This window comes from Hymenobacter edaphi (genome assembly GCF_003258365.1).
In the GTDB taxonomy this organism is placed as follows: Bacteria; Bacteroidota; Bacteroidia; order Cytophagales; family Hymenobacteraceae; genus Solirubrum; species Solirubrum edaphi.
Genome location: NZ_QHKM01000010.1, coordinates 100456 through 121039, shown reverse-complemented (window position 1 = coordinate 121039; position 20584 = coordinate 100456). Strand labels below are relative to the sequence as shown.

Genomic DNA, 20584 nt, shown 5'->3' with positions numbered 1-20584 from the left:
TAGAAATTCACTACCTGCCATCAGCACGTGAGATTGGCTAGCGCCTTCCTTCGGTTCCTCGACTTCGCTCGGAATGACGTTCTGCTGCAGTCGTTCAAAAACAAAACCGTTTCCACGCTCAGCGGAAACGGTAGTCGAATTTCAGGCGAAATGCGAGGCTAACCCGCTCAGAACGTGGGCAAAGATACGCACTCCGGCGTTTTGCCGCGGCCCTCGGGCTTATTCGGGGTCGTAACGCTCGTTTTCCCGCTCCCGCCAGGCCGCCAGCAGCTCGGCCGAATGCTCGTCGACGGCCGGCCAGTCGAAGGGCAGCCAGTAGCCGCGGAAGCTGTCGAACACCTCCGTGGCGGGGCGGCAGGCGAAGAGCTTGTAGTCGAACTTGGGGTAACTGTGGACGAGGTAGCCGGGGTAGTAGTGCGTCAGGCCTTGCTGCCGGGCGTAGTTGATCTTAAGCATCATCAGGTACTTGCCCAGGCTGTGGCGGCGGTAGTCGGGGTCGTAGAAGTTCATAATGCCGGCCAGGCTCTGCTCACCTTGGTCAAAGATGCCGGCGGCAATGAGGTGCCCAGCGTCGCGCAGCTCGATGACGCTGGTCGGGAAAGCATTATGCCGGGCGCCGGCCAGCGTAAACGCCTCCACGGTTTCGGGCGCGTCGAAGTCGATGGCGGCGCGGTAGCGGGCGTAGAGGGCCTCATACTCGTTGGTGAGGCGGAAGGGGCGCAGCGCAATTTCAAACCGCTCGTTCAGGCGCAGCAGGCGGCGCTGCTCCGGTCCCCAGCTCACCTCGGCCAGCACCACGCGCAGCCAATGCACCGTGTAGAAGCCGCCGTCGATGGGCAGGAACTGGCAGGTAAACAGGTCCTGGTGCATGCGGTAGTAGCCCAGGCTGAGGTAGTAATCCAGCACGCGGCCGGGAATGATTTCCGGCTGATGGGAAGCGGTCATAGCGGCAAAAGGTGGCCGGCGGCGGCAAAAGGCTGACCACTGGCAACAGCAAGTTACGAACCGTAGCGCGGGCTCTGGCCCGCACCTGCCAGCACAAAATCGTTGAACAGCCATCCGTACGGCGCGGACGGAGGCAGGCTAAGCCCCTGCTACAAACGCAAAACGCCCGCACGGGGCGGGCGTTTTCGATTCATCAGCAAGCCGAAGCAGCCTAGAACGTGCGCAGCGAAAGGCAGTCGTCCTCCTTTTTGCGCATGGCCGTCTGGCTCAATAGGTCTTTGTCCTTGTAGCCGAGCAGGTGCAGCACGCCGTGAATCATCACCCGGTGCAGCTCGTCGCGGAAGGTGACGTGGTGCGTCTGGGCGTTTTCCTTGATGCGGTCCACCGAGATGAAAATGTCGCCCTCGATGATGTCCGCGTCGTCGGCGTTGTCGAAGGTGATGACGTCGGTGTACGTGTCGTGGTCGAGGTACTCCACGTTGACCTTGTGCAGGTACTCGTCGGAGCAGAAGATGTAAGTCAGCTGCACGATTTTGTGCTCGTGCACCGCGGCTACGCGCTCAATCCAGTCGGTCAGCTCCGTTGCGTTGCCCAGCTCGAAATCCACGTCCTCGACGACAAACTCGATGCCCGGCGCGTCGTGCAGGGGGTCGTACTCGTCGTGGTGGTCGGGCGGCAACTGGTCGGCTTCGGACATGGAGCTTAGCGGGAAAAAGTGCGCGGGTATTTAGGCGACGGCGTGGCCCTGGGCTTCGCCGTTGGCGGGCGGCAGGAAGAAGGTGAGTTCCACCTTGCGGCCATCCTTCGTGAATTCGACCTCGTCGGCCAGGTGGCGGATGAGGAAGATGCCGCGGCCGCCGGGATTCTCGAGGTTCTCGGGCGCCGTGGGGTCCTGCAGGTTGGTGAAGTCGAAGCCGGGGCCCTGGTCCTCGATTTCGAATTTCACGCGGTCCTGATCGATGGACAGGCAGAGCAGCACGGTCTTGTCCTTGTCGAACTTGTTGCCGTGGCGGATGGCGTTGTTCACCGCTTCGGTGACGGCCACCATGATGTTGCCGTAGATGTCGTCCTCGATGTGGAAGGTATCCTTCGAGTTGTCGATGAAGCTTTCAACGACGCGGATGTTCTCGACGAGGGACGGAATCTGAATTTTGACCTGCTTCATGGAGTGGTGAGAGGGGGCAACGGGTCGTAAAAATAGGCAGCGCTATTTCATTTTCTGAAAATACTCGCTCACCTCCCGCTGGTAGTACGGAGTGAGGGCCGGCGGTACCGTACGTAGCAACTCCGTCTGGCGGTTACGCTGCTCCCGATATTTCTCGAACGCAGGCGGAAAACCGGGCGGCACCACCTTGGCCGTTTCGGCTTCGCGCTTGTTGTCGAGGTCCCGCTCCCGGGCCGATTTCTCGGCTTCGAGCAGGCGGCTCAGGATCTGACGCTGGCGCATAACGGTTTGCTCCGTCAAGCGCTTGTTTACGAGGTCCTGCTCGGTTTGTTCCATCATCTTTTTCAACTCGCCCATGCCGCCCATGCCCTGCTCGCCCTTCTGCTGGCCGGGCTTGCCGTTCTTGCCTTCCTTGGCGGCCTGCTGCATTTTCTCCAGCTGCTGCAGGGCTTCGCGCAGCATCTGCTGCTGGGCGGCCATCTTGGCTAGGTCTTCGGACAGCTGCCGGCCCTGCTTGCCGCTCTGCTGCAGCTGCTGAATCTGCTGGTTGAGCTGCTGCTGCAGCTTGCCCATCTGGCCCATGCCGGGGCTGGGCTGCTGGCCCTTCTTTTTCTTCTTGCCCGGCTTGCCCTGCCCCGACTGTTGCTGCTGCGACTGGCGCTGCTGCTCCTGCATCTGCTGCAGGGCGTCGTTGAGCATCAGGGCGAGGTTGTTCATCGAGGTCATGGCCAGTTGCTGGGCGCCGGTGGCGCGGTCTACTTTGCGCGCCAACAACTGCTGCATGGCCTGGTCCATCTGCCCGTTCATCTCCCCCACCTCACGCGTCACGAAGGATTGTAGCTGAAACACGCGCTTGGCGAGGGCATACAGCGAGTCCTGAATCACCACGGCATCGTCGCGGAGCTTGCGCTGGTTCTGGCTCAGCTGCTGGTAGCGCGGGTCCGACTGATCCACCTGCCGGAACTGCTTCATCAGGTTTTCCTGGTCGAAGGAGAGCTTCAGGAGGTTTTCGAGGATGTCGCGCAGGTGGTCGATGTTTTCCTGCTGCTTATCCGACTCTTCTTCCTCCATCTGCTGACGCATCTTCTGCGCCATCTGCTTCATGTTCTTGGCCGCGTCCTTCTGGCTTTGGCTGGCTTTCTGGTTCTGGTTTTTCGAGAGCTGCTCCTGGCTTTCCTGCATCTGCTGCTCGGTCTGCTGCTGCTCCTGCTGCATGGGGTCCAGGTTGTTCTGGTTGTCGAGCTGCTGGTCCATCTTCTGCAGCTCCTGCAGCTCCTTCTTCACGTCCTCGAACTGCTTCTGCGCGTCCTGCTGCTGCTGCTTGAGCTGCTGGTTTTCCTGCTGGCGCTGGTCGTTGGGCTTGTCGGCGGCTTTTTCGGTTTGCTCGGCCAGCTTCTGCTCCTGCTCGGCCAGCTTTTCGAGCTGCTCGGTGGTGCTTTCCATTTTCTGCTCCAGCTGCAGCTGCTTGAAGAGGTCCATGGCCCGCTCCAGCTCCTTTTCCATGGTTTCCTCCTTGTTCTCCAGCTTATCGAGCAGCTTCTGCAGTTCGCCCTCGGGGGCTTTCTGCTGTTGCAGCAGCTTCTGCAGCTCCTCGTAGAGCTTTTTGGTTTCGGGGTCCATCATGGAGTCCATGAGCTTCTGCAGCTCCTGGGCTTTTTCGGCCAGCTGCTGGCTCCGCGGGTCGAGCTGCTCCTGTTTCTGCTGCAGCTGCTCAAACATCTGCTTCATCTGGTTGAGCTGCTGGTCCATCTGCTGCTTCTGCTCCAGCATCTGCTGCATTTCCTTGCGGTCGGAGTAGCTCAGTTCGCGCTTGGTCTTGAGTTTTTCCTCGGCCTTGGCCAGCTCCCGCTGCAGCTTTTTGCTCTGCTCCTGGGCGCTGGTCATCTTGTTTTGCATCGACTGCGCGTCGGCGTTCAGCTGCTCGCGCAGCTGGCTGCGGCTGGGCAGGCGGTAGGTAATAGGCCGGGTGCGCGCCGATTTGGGGCCGTGCACGCCGTCATTGTCCCACACCTCCACGGCGTATTCCAGCTGGTCGCCGGCCTTGAGGCGCAGCGGGGCCAGGTCCCACTGGTGGGTGTAGGTCTGGGACGGGCCGTTGGTGGCCAGGGCAATGGGCGCCGTGCGCCAGGTGCCGGGTCGCTGGGCCGTGCCCACGCGGTAGTGCAGCGCGAGGCGCGTCAGGCCGTAGTCGTCGCGCAGGGTGCCGGCCAGGGCCAGGTAGCGGCGGGTGGCCGTGTCGGCAAAGGCTTCCACGGTGATGCTGGGCGCTTGGTCGGGCACCACGGTGAGCTGGTACTCGATGGGGTCCCGGTTGGGGCTGATGCTGTTGCGCAGGTCCACGCGGTAAGGCTGACTGCGCAGGACCTGGCGGGTCACGGTGAACTGGTCGTCGTCGGCCGCCTGGGCCGTCACGGTTTCGCTGGGGTCGCGGAACAGCAGCTTTACCGATTCGGTAGCGGCCGTGTTGAAGCGCCAGGTCAGGCGGGTGCCTTCGGGCACGGTCAGGTTGCCGTCGTTGCTCAGGTCCTCGGCGCTGCGGCGCAGGTAGCTCGGGTACTCGGCGTGCACCCGGAAGTCGCGCAGGTTGGGCCGCTCCAGCACTTTCAGGCGGTAGTCATCGGAGGTGAAGCCCGCCGCGGCCAGCTGAAACTCGGTGCTGCGCTGGGGCTGACGGAACGTGAAGGCGAAGCGGCCCGGGGCCACCTTGGTCAGGCGCCGCTCCCGGCCGTCGTAGAGCACCGACACCTCGTTGGGCAGGGCGTCGCCCTCCACCTGCACTTCCAGCTTAAAATCCTCGTTTTTGAAGGTCTGCAGGCGCTTGCTTTTGTCGCCCAGCACGAAGCGGAAGGGCATGGGCCGGGCGTAAGCCCGCGAGTAGTGGAAAATGCGCTCCGTGCCCTGCACGAACAGGCTGGGCCACACCAGCAGCAGGCCGGCGGCTACCAAGGCCGGAATGGCCGCGTACTTCCACAGCGGCCGGGTATCGTCCTTGATGCGGATCCGCTCGGCAAACTCCAGCCCCGACAGCTGCCCGGCGCGCTGCTCCAGGCTGGCCGCAATCAGGGCGTTGTCGCGGGCCTGGCCCTGCAGCTGCAGGGCATTCAGCAGCTTGTCCTGCACCTCCGGAAACAGCTGGCCCACCCGCTCGGCGGCCTGCTCGTCGGAGAGCAGGCGGCGCAGGTTGCTGAGCGCCGCCAGCGGCTGCCAGATCCAGCGCACGAAGGCCCAGACCGTCAGGCCCAGAAAGCCGAACAGCAGGCCGCCGCGCACCCAGGTGGGCAGGTAGAGGAAGTATTCGAGCAGGTTGAACACGACGAAGAACGTCAAGAGCAAGCCGCCGGCCACCAGCGCGCCGCGTAGCAGCAGGCTGAGGTAGAACTTGCGCTTAAACGCCTCCAGGTGCTGCCGCACCTGCTGCCAGGTAGCAGTCTGCGCGGCAGAAGCAGCGGGTATAGGTTGGGTTGCCGGCATATCGGACCTCACAAAATCGAAACGGAGAAAGATACGGCGAAACCCGCAGCCGCAGCCACGCCGCCGGACGACCGTGCTTTGCTAACCACCAGCGGCCCGCAATAAGTGCCGAAGCGGCCCGGAGACTCGCTCCGCGCCGCTTCGCTGTGGGCTAGGCCAGCTCCACGAAAGCCGGGCAGTGGTCGGAATGCACCGCGTCGGGTAAAAGACCGGCCGCGGCCAGCCGGGGTTGCAGGCGGTTGTCGGCCAGCAGGTAATCGAGGCGCCAGCCCACGTTGCGCTGCCGCGAGCCGGCCCGGTAGCTCCACCAGGAGTACTGGTGCGGGGCGTCGCCGTGGTGGTGACGGAACGAGTCGGTAAAGCCCGAGGCCAGGAAGTCGGCAAACCAGGCACGCTCGGCGGGCGTGTAGCCGGGCGAGTTTTGGTTGGCCTTGGGGTTGTGCAGGTCGATGGGCGTGGGGCAACAGTTGAAGTCGCCGCAGATGATGAGCGGCGGCACCGTGGCCCGCAGCGACTGGACGTAGGGCGTAAACCACTGCAGCCAGTCGAGCTTGAAGGCCTGCCGCTCGTCGCCGCTGGTGCCCGAGGGCATGTACACGTTCAGCACCGACACGTCCTCGAAGTCCAGGCGCAGCACCCGGCCTTCGTGGTCGTAGGGCTCGTGCCCGCAGCCGTAGCTCACGGCCTTGGGCGCCAGCTTGCTGAAGGTGGCCACGCCGCTGTAGCCGGGCTTCTGGGCCGGAAACTGGTAGTAGTGGTAGCCCAGGGCCTGGAAGCCGGCCACATCCAGCGCCTCGCGTCCGGCCTTGATTTCCTGCAGGCACAGCACGTCCGGCTGCACCTCGCGTACCCAGTCCAGCAGGCCCTTGCTCACGGCCGAGCGCAGCCCGTTGACGTTGTAGCTGATGATTTTCAAAGTGTATGAATTGTCAAATGGCTGCCTGGTTAAGCGGCTGGTCGTTCAGGCGTCAGAACGACCAGCCGTTTAACCATTCAACAGTTTAACCATTTAGATCCTCCTGCTGCGCGAAGTACTCCAGGATGTGCCACTTCAGCATCCGCTCCTGCTCCTTGAGCGTGGCAAAGGGCACGGGCTGCAGCAGGCGGTAGTGCGGCCAGCCGTCCTCGTCCACGCGCTCCAGCTCGTAGTAGCCCGAGATGCTGAAGAGGCGGCAGGTGGCAATGTGCATCAGGTCCTGCTTCTGCTCCTTGGTGAACGGCCCCAGGCCCTGGCCCAGCTCCTGCACGCCGATGAGCAGCAGCAGCGCGTTCAGGTCGGGTTTTTTGCCGAAGCGCTCCTTCAGCTCAGTCATCAGCAGCCACCAGCGGTGCTCAAACTGCGCTTCGGTTTCCAGTGGGTCGAGCATGGCTTACTCGGCGGCGTGTTCGGCGTGGGGCGGGGCCGGCGTGGCGGCTTCCTCTTTCAGGGCCTCCCAGTACTCCACGGCCCGGCGGAAGTGCGGAATCACGATGCTGCCGCCGATGAGGTTGGCAATGGCGAAAACCTCGTATACCTCCGCGTCGGTCAGCTTTTCCTCGTAGCACTTGCCGAGGTGGTACTTGATGCAGTCGTCGCAGCGCAGCACCATGGAGCAGGCCAGGCCCACGATTTCCTTGGTTTTCACGTCCAGCGCGCCGGCCTGGTAGGTGTTGGTGTCGAGGTTGAAAAAGCGCTTGATAACCTTGTTATCCGCCGCCATGATCTTTTCGTTCATGCGCGAGCGGTAGTCGTTGAATTCAGTGACGAGGCTCATCCGGTGAGGTGGTGAGATTGTGAAATGGTGAGTAGTCGGTGGTCCGACCGGGTCCTGCAAAAGGGAATTTCCGCCGCAAAGGTTTACATTAACCAGCAATTAGCCGCTCCGCCGCCGCCCTTCCCGCGAGACGCCTCCTACTCACCTATTGCGTTTGGTTTTTCCCGATGCTGAACGCCCCATGCTACCCTCTGCCCTATCCGATTTTGTCGCGCTGATCTTTCCGCGCACCTGCCTGGCCTGCCAACAGTCCCTGGCCCGCGGCGAAACCCACCTCTGCACCGGCTGCCGCACCCAGCTGCCCTACACCGATTACCACCGCCTCGCTCCTACCGACAACCCGCTGGCGCGCCGCTTCTGGGGCCGCGTGCCCATGGAGTACGTGCTGAGCTACCTGCGCTTCCTGCGCCGCGGCCGCGTGCAGCACCTGCTGCACCAGCTCAAGTACCAGGGCCAGCGCGAAGTGGGCACCGCGTTGGGCCAGATGTACGGCCAGGAGCTGGCTACCCACGGCCTCGGCACCGACCTCGACCTGATCCTGCCCGTGCCCCTGCACCGCCGCAAGCTGGCCAAACGCGGCTACAACCAGTCCGACACCTTCGCCGAGGGCCTGGCCGCCGGCCTGCAGGTGCCGTGGTCGGCCGAGGTGCTGCGCCGCAACAGCTTTACCGCCTCCCAAACGCGCAAGAGCCGCGCCGAGCGGTGGCAGAACGTAGCCGAGGTATTCGAAGTGGCCCAGCCCGACGCCGTGCGGGGCAAGCACATACTGGTCGTCGACGACGTGCTGACCACCGGCGCCACCCTCGAAGCCTGCGCCATCAAAGTGCTGGACGCGGGTGCCGCCGCCGTGAGTGTAGCCACCATTGCCTGCGCCGAACACTAGACCACGGATTCGACGGATTTTTCGGATTGCACGGATTTCGTGGACGATTGTCGTTTACTCAACTACACTGCATTGGCTGTAGCCGTAAATGGACGATGGACGATTATCCATCAAGTCAGTAAAACAAGAAAGCCACCCCGAGAGGTGGCTTTCTTGTTTGAATCGTTCGGCTTTTTCGAATTGTCCACGAAATCCGTGCAATCCGAAAAATCCGTCGAATCCGTGGTTACTTGTTCGAGCCGGGGTTGATCATGGCGCAGCGGAAACCGATGGAAGCGGTAGCCGAGTCCTGCGTCATGAAGCGACGCGTGCCGGGCGAGAGCCAGTAGGCCACATCTTTCCACGAACCGCCTTTGTACACGCGCACCTTGTCGTCGATCAGCGACTGGTAGCCTTTCTTGTCGTACTTGCTTTCCTCGTCGAGGACGCCGTTGCGACGGAAGGGGTTCAGGTCTTCCATGTCTTCGAACGACAGCGGGCGGTATACGTCTTGCACCCACTCGTTCACGTTGCCGGCCATGTTGTAGAGGCCGTAGTCGTTCGGGGGGTAAGCGTACACGTACTCCGTAATCATGGCGCCGTCGTTGAGCGAACCGGCAATACCGGCGTAGTCACCGCGGCCACGCTTGAAGTTGGCCATAAACTGGCCCATCTTCTTGCCGTAGGAGTTACGCACCTGGCGGCCGTCCCACGGGTATACGCGCTTGTTTTCCTGGTTTTCGTTGCCCACTTCCTGGGTGCCGATCATAGCCTGAGCGGCGTATTCCCATTCTGCTTCGGTGGGCAGGCGGTAGTTCGGCAGGGTGTTGCCGTTCTCGATGGAGATTTTGGCTTTGCCTTCGCCCCCGGCGTCGGCCGTGCCCTCGGCACCGGCGTCGCCAGCGTCGCCGCCGTCATCACCACCTTTTTTCTTTTTCTTCTTCTTGGGAGCCGACGTATCCTCGGCGCTGCCGGCCAGGTTTTCATTCACCTTGGCCGTACGCCAGGTGCAGAAGTCGTTGGCCTGCAGCCAGCTCACGCCCACCACGGGGAAGAAGCGGAAGCCGGGGTAACGCAGGTAGTAGTCGACGTAGGGGTCGTTGAACGACAGGTCGCGGGCCCACACGGTGGTGTCGGGCAGGGCCGACTGGTAGAACTCCTCCGACGAGTCTTTCCGCACGTAGTGCAGGTATTCCAGCCAGTGAATGTTGGCCACTTCGGCTTCGTCCATGTAGAACGAGGCCACGGTCACGGTGCGCTCGAGGTTGTCGTGGGTCATGGCCACGTCCTCCTCGCCCGAACCGAGCACCGTGCGGCCGCCTTCGATGAAGACCAGGCCCGGGCCTTCCGGAATGCCTTGGTAGTCAGCCACCTTCATGCCTTCTTCGGTGTTGTACTCAATGCCCGTGGTGGACGAGTACTTGCCGGGCTTCTGAGCCGAGGGCGGACCGCTTTTGCAAGCCGACAAGGCGCAGGCGCCAACGACAGCCATGCCGATGTACTTGGGCAGGTACTTAGAAAGATTCATACTTGTTTACGTGGAACTCCTTGAGCGGAAAAGGCTTGAGAATGGCAAACTGAACGCAATGTTACGATTTTTCAAAAGGTTGGACAAGGGGGCGCCGCGTAATTTTTGCGCCGCAGACGGCGGTTCGCGGCTTCAAGCAAGTCAATCTTCTGTAAACACAATGTTAGCTCGTGGGCCCCGCCGACTTCGCGGCTGAACCGGCTGAGACTCACGTCGTAACTGTAAGCGAAGCGGAAACCGTTCCAGGCCACGCCGAGCAGCGCCACCAGGCTCTGCTGCGTCTTGCCGGGGCCGGGGGCGGCACCCCGCCAGCTCAGGCCGGCGGTCAGGGGAGTCCAGGTTCCGTACAGGCCGATTTCGGCGCGGTCGGAGCCGCCCTGGTAAGTGTAAGCCACGGTGGGCGAAAGACTTACCTCGCGGTACTGCCTCTTAACGGTGGTCTTCAGGAAATAGTATTTGTAGCCGCCGTGCAGCCCGAGGCGAAACGGGAGCACCGCGTTGTCGGCGCGGCCGATGACGGGCTGGTTCAGGTGCGAAGCTGCCACGCCGAACCAGGCCTGATCGGTGTAGAACAGCCCCCCGATGCCCAGCGTGAAGTAGCGCTTGGGCTCGTAAACCTGGGGCACCTGCTCGGCCGAGTTGCCCAGAAACTGCGCGTCGGCGTCGTACTGGTCGCTGAAGAGCAGGTTGCCGTAGCTGATGCGCTGCGAGCCGTAGGCGGCGTGGGCGCCGGCACTGACGTAGGCGCCCTTGGCCAGCTTGCCGTGGTAGGCGTAGGTGAAGCCGCCCTCGAAGCGCGTCATGTCGAGCCCGCCGCCGCGGTCGGCATTGATGAGCAGCCCGACGGCGCTGCGCTGGTTCTGCAGGCGGTAGTCGGCGGCGAGCTGGCTGGACTGCAGCGTGCCGATAAGGGTGGGGTACTGGTTGCGGTAGGCCAGCGTGACGCTGTAGTCGTCGAGCAGGCCGGTGAAGGCCGGGTTCAGGTGCAGCCGGGTGGCGTAGGGCTGGGAGTAGAACACATCCTGGGCCCGCGCTGAAGTAACTGCCAGCAAGCCGGTTAGAGCCGCGGCGAAGCAGGCGCACGGCGAGGCCAGCCGGGGGCGCCGGCGGGGCGAAAAGACGGGCAGGACGGGGGCGCGCATAGGTGGGTGGACTAACGGCCGCTGCGCCGCGTTTGGTGCGCGGCTGCCGGGTGGCGGAACTAAAATTGCAAATTCGCTCCTCTTTAAGTTGCCACCTCGACTGGCAGATTCGGCTCCTGTGAGAGTTGTACGCTAGTTGCCAACTACTTAACCCATGCGAAAATTTTTTCTGGGGCTGCTGATTTTCCTCGTGGTCCTCGTCGCGGCCGTGGCGCTGGCGCCGGTGCTCTTTAAAGACAAGCTCAAGGCGGCGCTCGACCAGCAGCTGGCCCAGAAGCTGGCGGCGCGGGTGGAGTACCAGCCCGACAACGTGAGCGTGAGTTTGCTGCGCACCTTCCCCGACCTCGACCTGAGCATTGAGGAGTTGCGGGTCATCGGCACCGACTCGTTTGCCCGCGACACCCTGGCCTACCTGCCGCGCCTCGACGTGGGGCTGGATCTGATGAGCGTCATCAGCGGCAACGAAATCAAGATCAACCAGGTGAACCTGGAGCGGCCCGACATTCACGCCCGGGTGCTCAAAAGCGGCCGCGCCAACTGGGACATTGTCATTCCGGACTCGGCGCTGGCCAGCAAGGGCGTGGACACGACGGCTTCGCCCAAAATTGCCATCAAGGGCTGGAAAATTGAGGATGGGCGGGTGCGCTACGAGGACCTGACAATTCCCTTCGGCATGGAGCTGCGCGGCATCAACCACACGGGCTCGGGCGACTTTGCCCAGGACGTGTTCGATATGAAGTCGACCACCACGGCCGAGGCGCTGACGATGGTGTACGACGGCACCACTTACGTCGACAAGAAGAAGCTGACGGCCGACATGACGATGGGCATGGACCTGGCGAAGATGAACTTCACCTTCAAGGACAACCAGGTGCGGCTCAACGACTTCCCGTTCAGCTTCCAGGGCCAGATCGGGCTGCCGAATGCCACCGATATTACCTACGACCTGACCTTCAAGGCGCTGGAAACGGACTTCAAGAACATCCTGAGTTTGGTGCCGGGCGTGTTTACCAAGGACTTCCAGAACATCGAAACCTCGGGCAAGGTGGCCTTCGACGGCTACTTCAAGGGCGTGCAAAACGACGTGAAAATGCCGGGCTACGGGGTGAACCTGCAGATTACCAACGGCATGTTCCACTACCCCGACCTGCCCCAGGCCGCCAAGAACATCAACGTGGATATGAAGGTGGACAACCCCTCGGGCTTCACCAACAACGTGGTGGTGGACGTGAAGAAGTTTCACCTCGACCTGGGCAAAAACCCGGTGGACGGCAACGTGCGCATCGACGGGCTGGAGCCGATGAAAGTGGACGGCCGGGTGAAGGCCAACGTGGATTTGGCCGAGGCCACCAAGGTGTACCCGGTGCCGGATATGGTGCTGCGCGGGCTCTTGTTCGTGGATGCCACGGCCAAGGGCACCTACTCCAAAACCCAGATGCCGGTGACCCGGGCCGCGCTGCGCCTGACCAACGGCTACGTGAAAGCCAAGGCCTTCCCGGCGCCCATCGAGAACCTGACGGTGAACGGCACGGTGGTCAACACCACCGGGCAGGTCAACGACACGCGCATCGACTTGCCGCAGTTTCGGATGCTGCTCGACGGGGAGCCGCTGGAGGGCCGCCTGGCCGCCCAGAATATCGACAAGCCGGTGTTTGATGCCAACGTGAAGGGCGTCATCGACCTGACCAAGATGACCAAGATTTTCCCGCTGGAGGGCATGACGGTGACGGGTCGCTTGAACGGCAACGTGGCCGCCAAGGGCAGCATGGCCGACATCGAGGCCGAGCGGTATCAGAACATCGTGGCTTCGGGCACCGTCAATGCCCAGAACGTGACCTACAAGAGTGCCGATTTGCCGCAGGGCGTGAAGGTGACGCAGGCTACGGCCGCGTTCAACAACGCCAGCATCACGCTGCAGAACATGACCGGCTTCGTGGGCTCCTCGGACGTGCAGGCCTCGGGCGTCATCAGCAACTACATGGGCTACCTGTTTACGCCCGGTCAGCCCCTGCGTGGCACGCTGAACGTCAACTCCAAGCGCTTCAACGTGAACGAGTGGATGGTGGAGCCCGACGGACAGGCTTCGGCCGGCGCCAAGAAGGCTACCCAGGCCCCCACCACCGCCTCGGCCGACGGGGTGCTGCAGATTCCGAAGTTCTTCGACCTGAAGCTGAACGCCGACGTGGACCAGGTGATTTACGACAACCTGAAGCTGGACAACCTGAAAGGCGCGCTGACGGTGAAAGACGAGGCGGTGAACATGAACGGGCTGACTTTCAACACCCTGGGCGGGCAGTTTGCCACCAACGGCAGCTACAACAGCCGCGACCTGCAGCACCCCAAGTTCAACTTCGGGCTGAACATCAAGAACCTGAACTTCCAGAGCGCCTTTGCCGCCTTCCCCGCGGTGAAAAAGCTGCTGCCGCTGGCCCAGCAGGTGGAGGGCATCTTTGGCACCAACTTCTCGGTGAGCGGGGAAATGGGCCAGGACATGATGCCGGTGTACAGCACGCTGACCGGCAAGGGCCTGTTTGAGGTGGTGCGGGCGGCCGTGGGCACCTCGCCGGTGTTTGCCAAAATCAGCAACCTGACGCAGCTGCAGGAGCTGAAGAACTTTGCCGTCAACAACAAGGACGTGGCGGCCGAAATGCTCAACGGCAACTTCATTGTGAAGCCCTTCGACTTCACCGTGGGTCAGATCAAGGCCACGGTGGGCGGCTCCTCGAACGTGGGCGGCGGCGTCGACTACGTCATGGCCCTGGACGTGCCCACCGGCAAAATTGGTAACGCGCTCAATGCCAAGCTGACGCAGCTGACCGGCGTGCAGGATATCAAGGGCACCGAGCGGGTGACGATGGGCCTGAAAATCGGCGGCTCCATCACCAACCCCGACGTGAAGCTGACCACCGCCGGCACCAAAGCCCAAGCCAAAGACCTGGCCAAGAGCCTGGTGACCAGCGTGGTGCAGAGCAAGGTGGACGACGCCAAGCTGAAGCTGGCGGCCAAGGCCCAGGTGGCCCAGGACAGCGCCCGCAAAGAGCTGGAAAAAAAGCAGCTGGAACTGCAGGCCAAGGCCGCCCAGGAACTCGAGAAGCGGCGCCTGGAAGCCGAGGCCAAGCTCAAGCAGAAGGCCAAGGAAGGCATCGGCAACCTGTTCGGCAAGCCCAAAAAGACCACCACGCCCGCTCCGGCATCCACGCCCCCGCCCGCATCGGCGCCGGCCGATACCGCCAAGGCCGGCGGCAATTAGGCTTGGAGTAGGCGGGTGTGAGGGCAGGAGTTATCGTGCTAACGACTCCTGCCCTCACACCCGCCTACCCTAAACACTCTAATTCCCCCGCACCACCCGGCTTACCAGCTCGGTGCGGCTGCTCACCTGCAGCTTTTTGTAGACGCGCTTGACGTAGGTGCGCACCGTTTCGGCCGAGAGACCCAGGCGGTGCGCCACCTGCTTGTCGCCCAGCCCATCGACGATGCCCTGCACCACGGCCTGCTCCCGCTCGGTGAGCAGGCCGGGCTGCGTCTGGGGCAGGGGTTTGAAATGAGCCAGCACCTTGCGGGCCACGGCCGGGCTCATGGGCGCCCCGCCCCGGGCTACGTCGAGCACGGCGGCCTTGTATTCCGTCAGCGCGGCGCTTTTGAGCACGTAGCCGGTGGCGCCCTGGCGCAGGGCCTGGAAGATGGTGTCGGCGTCGTCGAACACGGTTTGCATGAGCACGTCGGCCTCGGGCAGGCGCTGGCGGATGAGCGGCAGGGCTTCGATGCCGCTCAGGCCGGGCAGCTGCACGTCGAGCAGCACCACCTGCGGCCCCACGCGCACCTCGGTGAGCTGCTGCAGGAAATCTTCGGCCGAGCCGGCCACGATGACGCAGTCCAGCTCGGGCTGCTGGCACAGGTAAGCGTGCAGCAGGGCGCGTACTTCGGGGTCGTCCTCGACCAGGGCCAGGCGAATCTTCTCCATGCGGGCAAAGGTCGGCAATGCGCGGCGCCGGACCCAAACGCGGGCTGTACCGCATGTGGGTGACGGGCCGGCTGATGCGTCCCCGAAATGCGGTACAACACCCGCTTGCCGGCCAGCCGGGGCCAGCCGAACTTGGCTGGCTGATTGGGGTCGGGGCCGTCGGTACCGGCTCAAACCAGCCAGACGCCGGATTTCAGGCTTGAACTGTAGTTTTTGGTTGGCCGACGACCCTTCCGGTCCGTATTAGCGCCGTTGCCTCTTCGCCGTGAAAAACGCCTTATTGATCTGGCTTTTTCTTGCCTGCCTGCTGCCCGGCCGGCCGGGCGCAGCGCAGCCGGCTCCCCCGGACAGCCTGGCCCACCCCGACTTCGGCCGCTGGCCCCGCCGCACGCAGCTACGCCTCGCCGATCAGTGGCCAACCGCCGCCCGCCTGCCCGTGGCCGAGCGGCTGGCCAGCCGGCCCGCGCTGCCCACCAAGGTGCGGGCCCACCTGTGGATGACGGTGGGCCGCTACTACTTCTACCAGGAGCAGCCCAGCCGGGCGCTGAGCAGCATGCTCCGGGCGCAGCAGGTGCTTAACCCGGCTGCCGACTCGGCCCTTCGCTCGGAAGTAGCCGCCGAACTGAGCTACGCCTACACCATGACCAACCAGCTGGACCCCGCCCGGCGCTGGGGCGAGGCGGCCGCGCGGCTGGCCGGCGGCTCGGCCCGGCTGTTTCAGCAGGCGCGGGCCTACGATATGCTGGCCATGGTCGCCGGCAAAACCCACGACCTGCGCCGGCAACGCCAGTACCTGGAGCAGGTGGTGCGCATCTGCCGGCAGCAGCGGGCCTGGTTGTCCCTGGTCATCGGGCTGCACAACCTGGCCGAGTTTGCCCTGGCCCAGCACGACCTGCCGCTGGCCCGCGCCTGCCTGGATTCCATGCGCCCGGCCGCCGTCCGGCAGCATCCCGTACCGGTGTACCCCTCGGTCAGCGCCACCGATTTAACGCAGGTGTGCATCAACCTGACCGCCGGCCGGCTGCAACTGGCCGAAGGGCGCCCCGCCGCGGCGCTGCGGATTCTGCAGCCGTCCATTGCCGACGCCCGGCGCGTCGGCAACAAGCGCGTGGAGTGCGACTTTCTGACGCCGGCCATAACGGCGCTGAGCCAGCTGGGCCGCTACCGCGAAGCCCTGGCCTACCAGCAGCGCTTCACCAAGCTGAGCAGCCTGGCCTTCGACGAAAACGCCCGTCGCCAGGCCCAGGAGCTGGATGCCGTGTACGCCACCCGGCAGCGGGAACAGCAGCTGGCCCGGCAGCGGCAGCACATTCAGCAGCTGCAGGCCCGCACCCAGGCTCGCGAGGCCACCTTGCGGCAGCGCACCCTGCTGCTGGGCGCCGTGCTGCTGGGCGCCGTGCTGCTGCTGGTGGCGGTGGTGGTGTGGCTGCGGGCCCGGCACCTGCTGGCCACGGCCACGGCCACGCTGAACATGCGTCAGCGCCTGGCGGCCGATCTGCATGACGAAGTGGGTACGCTGCTTACCCGCGTGAGTTTGCAGGCCGAGCTGCTGGGCGCCGAGCAGCCGGCCCACTCCCCCGCCGTGGAGCGCCTGCTGACCAACAGCCGCACGGCCGCCCGCACCATGCGCGACGTGGTCTGGGGCCTCGATCCGCAGGCCGACAACACCACTTCCCTGCTCGACCGGATGCGCGACTTTCTCCAGCAGAGCACCGCCCCTACCGGCCTGGAAGCCGAGCTGCTGACCGAGGGCTGGCCCGACGACGAAGTGCTGCCCCAGCTGCTGCGCCAGCAGGTATACCTGGTGTTCCGGGAAGCCGTGACCAACGCCGTCAAGCACGCCCGCGGTGCCAGCTACGTGCGCGCCCGGCTGCGGCGGGAGCCCGGCCAGCTGCAGCTTACCATCGACGACGACGGCCAGCCGGCGGTGCGGCCCGCCACCGACGGGCTGGGCCTGCGCAGCATACTGCGCCGGGCCGAGTCGCTGGGCGGCCGGCTCACGGCCGGGCCGCGGCCTGAGGGCGGCTTTCGGGTGCAGCTGGAGGTGCCGTTGGGGTAGCCCGAGGGGCCGGCTGGCAACTGCCCGGCCGGACCGACTTCGGACCGCTGCACGAAACCGACCCCGGAAAAGCGCAAAAAAACACCGGCGCATCACCCACATGCGGTACAAGTGACGTTTGCCAGCGCCGCCGCACGGGCGAAGTTTTGTGGAGCTTTTCATCGGCTTCGGTTGCCTCTCGCCTGCGGGTGTAACGGGCGGACTGATGGAGGGCCTCGACCAGCTCTTTACCCCTGTTGTATGCACCCTTCTCTACGTTCTAGCACGCGCAGCGCCCTTGGTGGCGCCGTAGCGGCGTTTCTCACGCTGCTGGGCCCCGCCGCGCTGGCCCAGACCACCGGCTCGGTGGGCATTGGCACCAGTGCGCCCGATGCCTCGGCCTTGCTGGAGCTTAATTCGGTGACCAAGGGCCTGCTCACGCCGCGCATGACGGCCAGTGAGCGGGCTGCTATTCAGAGCCCGGCCCGGGGCCTGCTGGTGTACCAGACCGACGGTGTGCAGCTGGGCTTCTGGTACCACAACGGCTCGGCCTGGACCTACCTGAACCCCAGCTCGGCCGGCGACGACCTGGGCAACCACTCGGCCACCCGGGCGCTAACGATGAACGGCAACGTCATCAACTTCGGCAGCGCGCTGACGCAGCAGCTTAACCTGTGGGGCACCGACTATGGCATTGGTGTGCAGCCCTACACGCTGGCCTTGCGCTCGGGCGGGGGCTTTGCTTGGTACAAGGGCGGTACGTACGCCGGCAACCAGACGGACCCCGGCGCGGGCGGCAGCGTCCAGATGGTGCTCAGCGACGTGGGTTACCTGGGCCTGGGCCGGACCGCGCCCACCAACCGCCTCGACGTGGCGGTCGGCACCGCCCGCACGGGCTCCCACGCCGCGAACCGGCCGCTCTACATCACCGGCGACTTCAACGACGCGAGCAACGGAGCCGAGTTTCGGCACTGGAACGGCACCCAAGGCATAGGCATCGGCTACAACTCGCTCTATGCCGCGGGCTCCAACACTGATCAGTCCCTGAACCTGATGCCGAAAGGCAGCGCGGGCGTGGGCATCGGCACCACCAACCCGACGCAGAAGCTGCAGGTGGCCGGGCAGATTTACAGCAGCGCGGGCGGCTTCCGCTTCCCTGACAACACTGTGCAAACCACTGCCGCTACGGCGCCCGCGCCGCAGACGCTGACGCTGACCGGGCAGCAGCTGGGCATCTCGGGTGGCAACAGCATCACGCTGCCCGTGGGAGCCGACAACCTGGGCAACCACACCGCCACGCAGAACCTGAATCTGGGCACCAGCCAGCTGGTAGGCAACGGCGGCGGCAGTGGCCTGAGCATCAGCAACGGCGGCACTGTAGGCATCGGCGGCAGCGTGGGCATCGGCACCAGCACCCCGGCCGCCTCGGCCCAACTCGACGTAACGGCTACCACCAGAGGGTTTTTGCCCCCGCGCGTAACCCAGGCCCAGCGCGACGCCATTGCCAACCCGGCCGCCGGGCTGGTCGTGTTCAATACCTCGACTAACCACCTGAGCCTGTTCGACGGGAGCTACTGGACCGAAACCATCGGCACGACCCAGTCGCTGGAAGGCTCCCGCGCCTGGACGGTGCCCCCGGGCGTTACCAGCGTGCTGATCGACATGGCCGGCTCCGAAGGCCAGGCGCGGCAGTCGTTGAACCCGGTAGGCCCCCCGATCATTTCGCCGGGCGGCAAAGGCGGGCGGGTGCAGGCCACCCTGGCCGTCACGCCCGGCGCCCAACTTTACCTGACGGAGGCCACCGGAATTGGCAGGGCCAGCTCCGTGTCGTATGTAGCAGCCAACGGCACCGAGACCTTACTGCTGGTGGCCGGGGGCGGCGGCCAGGCGGGCAGCATCCAGTTTTACCAGGTTACCGGGGCTCCACCGGTGCAGGCGGGCGGCGCGGGCGGTGGCCTCACCGGCGCCAACGGCTCCCACGGCGCCGGCGGCGGCAGCCAGACGGCCGGCGGGGGCGTGGGTGGCACCGGGCACGGCAGCACTACTTCCGTTACTGCTACGGCCGGTAGGTTCCGCTACGGCGGCGACGGCGGCCAGACCCGGAGCTTTGGCGGCTCGAATACGACCATCTACAACGGCGGCGACGGCGGCGACGGCTACTACGGCGGCGGCGGCGCCCGGCCGATGGGCGGCGGCGGCGGCGGCAGCTCCTACGCCGACCCCACCGCCGCCACCAACGTGATTCACACCCAGGGCTACCAGACCGGCAACGGCTATATTCGCCTGACGCCCAACCGGCCCGCCGAAGCACCCGCCATCAGCCTGACCCAGGCCGAAACCGGGCAGGCCGACGGGGCCATCCTGTTCAGCGACAACAACCGGCTGGCCGGCAATGCCAATCAGCTGAGCTGGGACAAAGTCAACAACCGCCTGGGCGTGGGCCTCAACACCGCCGGCAGCAGCGCCACGCTGGCTTTCGGCAACACCACCCGGCAGATGCTGAACCTGTGGGGCACTGCCTACGGCATCGGGGTGCAGAACAGCACGCAGTACTTCCGCTCGGGCGAGTCCTTTGCCTGGATTGTGGGCGGAGCGCACAACGATGGCCAGTTTAACGCCGGGGGCGGCAGCATACCGATGGTGCTGAAGGGGGGTAAGCTCGGCATCGGCACCACCGCGCCCGTTGTGGAACTCGACGTGCCCAACGGCTCGGTGCACCTGCCCGGCGACTCGTGGATTCGCTTTTCCGGCGACAACAAGAACTACCTGCGCGGCACCACCATCCTGGCCGACGACGGGCAGGGCGGCCGCGTGGGCATCGGTACGAATATCCCCTCGTTTCCGCTCGACGTGCAGGGCTCGGTGACGCCCGGCAACTACGCCTACGCCTACTTCGCCGCCGCCGGCAACGGCACGGCCACCAGCGGCTCGACGGCCAGTAATACCGGCCCGGTAAGCATCCGCGCCACCGGCCGCGTGCTGGCCACCGAGTTCAACGCCACTTCCGACCGCCGCCTCAAGTCCATCATCGGCCTGAGCAACGCCGCCCAGGACCTGGCTTTGCTCAGCCAGATCCGCATCACCGACTATACCATGCGCGACCGGGTGCAGTACGGCAGCCGGCAGTTCAAAAAAGTTATTGCCCAGGAAGTGGAGCAGGTATTTCCGCAGGCCGTGAGCCAGCACAGCGGTTTTCTGCCCGACATCTACGCCCAGGCCGCCAACGTTGAAATGGAAGCCGATTCGCTGCTGCGCCTGACGCTGCCGGCCGCCCCGGCCACGGCCGCCAAAGCCGGGCAGCGCATCCGGCTTATCACGAAGGCCGGCGAAGTCGTCGGTACGGTGAAAGCGGCCCGCGGCACCACGCTGCTGGTGCGCGGCGCCCGGCAGCTGGCCGGTCAGCAGGTGTTCGTCTTCGGTCTGGAGCACCCGGACGTGCGCACCGTCGACTACGAAGCCCTGGCCATGCTGAACGTGTCGGCCACCCAGGAGCTGGCCCGGCAGCTGGCCGAGCTGCAGCAGCACAACGCCCGCCTGCAGCAGCAGGTAGCCACGCTGCAAGCCACCGCCGGCACCGCCCAGGCGCAGACCACGCAGCAGCTGCAGACGCAGGCGGCCCAGACGGCCGAGCTGCAGCAGCGCCTGAAAGCCCTGGAAGCCTTGCTGGGCGCCCGGGCCGAGGCGAAGTAAGCCGTCAGCCGGGCTGCGGCCGATGGCT

General features: G+C 64.7%; 14 protein-coding genes. 4 read left to right on the top strand and 10 right to left on the bottom strand.

The window, feature by feature from the left end; genetic code table 11:
• Positions 1 to 219: 219 nt before the first annotated feature.
• From DLM85_RS21880 to DLM85_RS21850, 7 genes are all read right to left on the bottom strand, one after another.
• Entirely contained in the window at positions 220 to 945 is a 726-nt protein-coding gene (locus DLM85_RS21880; protein ID WP_111480316.1) for an arginyl-tRNA--protein transferase, read from the bottom strand.
• Between the two features lie 211 nt (positions 946 to 1156).
• Positions 1157 to 1642: an rRNA maturation RNase YbeY gene (gene ybeY, locus DLM85_RS21875; RefSeq protein WP_111480315.1), complete on the bottom strand. Its 486-nt coding sequence runs from the start codon at positions 1640 to 1642 to the stop codon at positions 1157 to 1159.
• 30 nt (positions 1643 to 1672) lie between these two features.
• Positions 1673 to 2110 (bottom strand): ATP-binding protein, encoded by a 438-nt coding sequence (locus tag DLM85_RS21870; protein WP_111480314.1) that lies wholly within the window; start codon positions 2108 to 2110, stop codon positions 1673 to 1675.
• A 42-nt stretch (positions 2111 to 2152) separates the two neighbouring features.
• On the bottom strand, positions 2153 to 5581 hold the full coding sequence (locus DLM85_RS21865; protein WP_111480313.1) for a DUF4175 family protein: 3429 nt from the start codon (positions 5579 to 5581) through the stop codon (positions 2153 to 2155).
• Between the two features lie 151 nt (positions 5582 to 5732).
• Positions 5733 to 6497: an exodeoxyribonuclease III gene (locus DLM85_RS21860; RefSeq protein WP_111480312.1), complete on the bottom strand. Its 765-nt coding sequence runs from the start codon at positions 6495 to 6497 to the stop codon at positions 5733 to 5735.
• An 85-nt stretch (positions 6498 to 6582) separates the two neighbouring features.
• Positions 6583 to 6948 carry a hypothetical protein gene (locus DLM85_RS21855; RefSeq protein WP_111480311.1) on the bottom strand — a complete coding sequence of 122 codons (366 nt, stop codon included), beginning with the start codon at positions 6946 to 6948 and terminating at the stop codon, positions 6583 to 6585.
• Positions 6949 to 6951: 3 nt separating this feature from the next.
• The gene (locus tag DLM85_RS21850; RefSeq protein WP_111480310.1) at positions 6952 to 7335 is read right to left on the bottom strand and encodes a carboxymuconolactone decarboxylase family protein; all 384 of its coding nucleotides are present in this window, start codon (positions 7333 to 7335) and stop codon (positions 6952 to 6954) included.
• Between the two features lie 181 nt (positions 7336 to 7516).
• On the opposite strand from DLM85_RS21850, the gene DLM85_RS21845 reads away from it, so the two are divergent.
• Positions 7517 to 8218: a ComF family protein gene (locus tag DLM85_RS21845; RefSeq protein ID WP_111480309.1), complete on the top strand. Its 702-nt coding sequence runs from the start codon at positions 7517 to 7519 to the stop codon at positions 8216 to 8218.
• 226 nt (positions 8219 to 8444) lie between these two features.
• Here DLM85_RS21845 and DLM85_RS21840 read toward each other — a convergent pair whose 3' ends face one another.
• Positions 8445 to 9725 (bottom strand): SUMF1/EgtB/PvdO family nonheme iron enzyme, encoded by a 1281-nt coding sequence (locus tag DLM85_RS21840; protein ID WP_111480308.1) that lies wholly within the window; start codon positions 9723 to 9725, stop codon positions 8445 to 8447.
• 71 nt (positions 9726 to 9796) lie between these two features.
• On the bottom strand, positions 9797 to 10867 hold the full coding sequence (locus DLM85_RS21835; RefSeq protein WP_111480307.1) for a PorP/SprF family type IX secretion system membrane protein: 1071 nt from the start codon (positions 10865 to 10867) through the stop codon (positions 9797 to 9799).
• A 154-nt stretch (positions 10868 to 11021) separates the two neighbouring features.
• Here DLM85_RS21835 and DLM85_RS21830 point away from each other — a divergent pair, with 154 nt between their 5' ends.
• A complete protein-coding gene (locus DLM85_RS21830) occupies positions 11022 to 14117 on the top strand; it encodes an AsmA family protein (RefSeq protein WP_111480306.1) in 3096 nt (1031 codons plus the stop codon).
• 78 nt (positions 14118 to 14195) lie between these two features.
• Here the strand turns inward: DLM85_RS21830 and DLM85_RS21825 are convergent, their stop codons facing one another.
• Positions 14196 to 14828, bottom strand: coding sequence for a response regulator transcription factor (locus DLM85_RS21825; protein WP_111480305.1), 633 nt, complete (start codon positions 14826 to 14828; stop codon positions 14196 to 14198).
• Between the two features lie 265 nt (positions 14829 to 15093).
• On the opposite strand from DLM85_RS21825, the gene DLM85_RS21820 reads away from it, so the two are divergent.
• Together DLM85_RS21820 and DLM85_RS21815 are read left to right on the top strand one after the other, a co-directional pair.
• On the top strand, positions 15094 to 16887 hold the full coding sequence (locus tag DLM85_RS21820) for a sensor histidine kinase (protein WP_133257195.1): 1794 nt from the start codon (positions 15094 to 15096) through the stop codon (positions 16885 to 16887).
• Between the two features lie 240 nt (positions 16888 to 17127).
• Complete coding sequence (locus DLM85_RS21815; protein WP_111480303.1) at positions 17128 to 20556, top strand: tail fiber domain-containing protein; 3429 nt, start codon at positions 17128 to 17130, stop codon at positions 20554 to 20556.
• Positions 20557 to 20584 lie beyond the last annotated feature (28 nt).